The organism is Bradyrhizobium sp. NBAIM18 (assembly GCF_020193825.1).
GTDB lineage: Bacteria > Pseudomonadota > Alphaproteobacteria > Rhizobiales > Xanthobacteraceae > Bradyrhizobium > Bradyrhizobium yuanmingense.
Window position 1 is genome coordinate 1 of the sequence record NZ_JADYVO010000093.1, and the last position, 233, is coordinate 233.

Annotated in this window: 1 protein-coding gene; it reads right to left on the reverse strand. The window is 67.0% G+C overall.

Features of this window, described 5'->3' with window-relative positions:
* On the reverse strand, window positions 1–233 hold a 233-nt coding region (locus I6F17_RS37555; protein ID WP_225190493.1), incomplete at both ends, for a hypothetical protein.

Below are 233 nucleotides of genomic sequence, written 5' to 3' on the forward strand. Positions count from 1 at the left end.
TGGCCGCCTTTGCCGACCCTCGCTCCGACGCGTGCGAGTTGCTGTCGTCCAGGCCGCCTTGTTCGGCTGTTCTCGCTGACCCTGACGAACGGTCCGAAGCCGGTGAATCATGCGCGTTGTCCTTGCCGGCGCGATTGCCCGGCATGGACTTCACTTCGGCCGTCTCCGTGGCCGCCTTTGCCGACCCTCGCTCCGACGCGTGCGAGTTGCTGTCGTCCAGGCCGCCTTGTTCG